At 44.8% G+C, this 540-nt stretch carries 1 pseudogene; it reads right to left on the bottom strand.

Annotated elements, in window-relative coordinates:
- A pseudogene (gene vmeE, locus R7E78_RS29895) lies at positions 1 to 540 on the bottom strand (multidrug efflux RND transporter periplasmic adaptor subunit VmeE); the annotation flags it as partial.

Genomic DNA, 540 nt, shown 5'->3' with positions numbered 1-540 from the left:
ACCGACAGATCGTCTAATGTCAGAAGCTCCCTTCCTGCGCTAACCATTTTCCCGCGGCTGAAATCGATAAATCCAACCGTTCCAGAAAAGGGCGCGGTGATATGCAGATCGGCGAGATTCGCTTTCGCAGCATCAAGTCGAGCCTGAGCAATCTCCACGCTTGCTTTTTGTGCATCAATTTCGGTTTGAGTAATTGCGTTTCGTTTAACTAAACGCTGAAATTCTTTTAACTTACGTTCTTCATCTTTTAAGTAAGCTTTTGCCTCAACCAGCGCTGCTTGCGCTTTATCATCATCCAATTGAATTAACAGTTGGTTTTGTTGCACGTTCTGGTTTGCTTTTACCGCAATTTGTTTGACCTTACCTGCAACTTCTGAAGCGACAACCACAGACTCTGCCGCCTTCAATTTGCCGATAAGGGATAAAGATTGATTAATTTCGTGCGTTTCTACTTGCTCAGTCACAACCGTGACCGCAGACGGACCTCGCTTTGCTGCAAAAGCGCTAGGGGAAGCCATTAATATAGAAAGCGTTAAAACT

The sequence above is a fragment of the Vibrio sp. YT-19(2023) genome (assembly GCF_033337395.1).
This window is presented reverse-complemented; position numbering and strand designations above follow the sequence as displayed.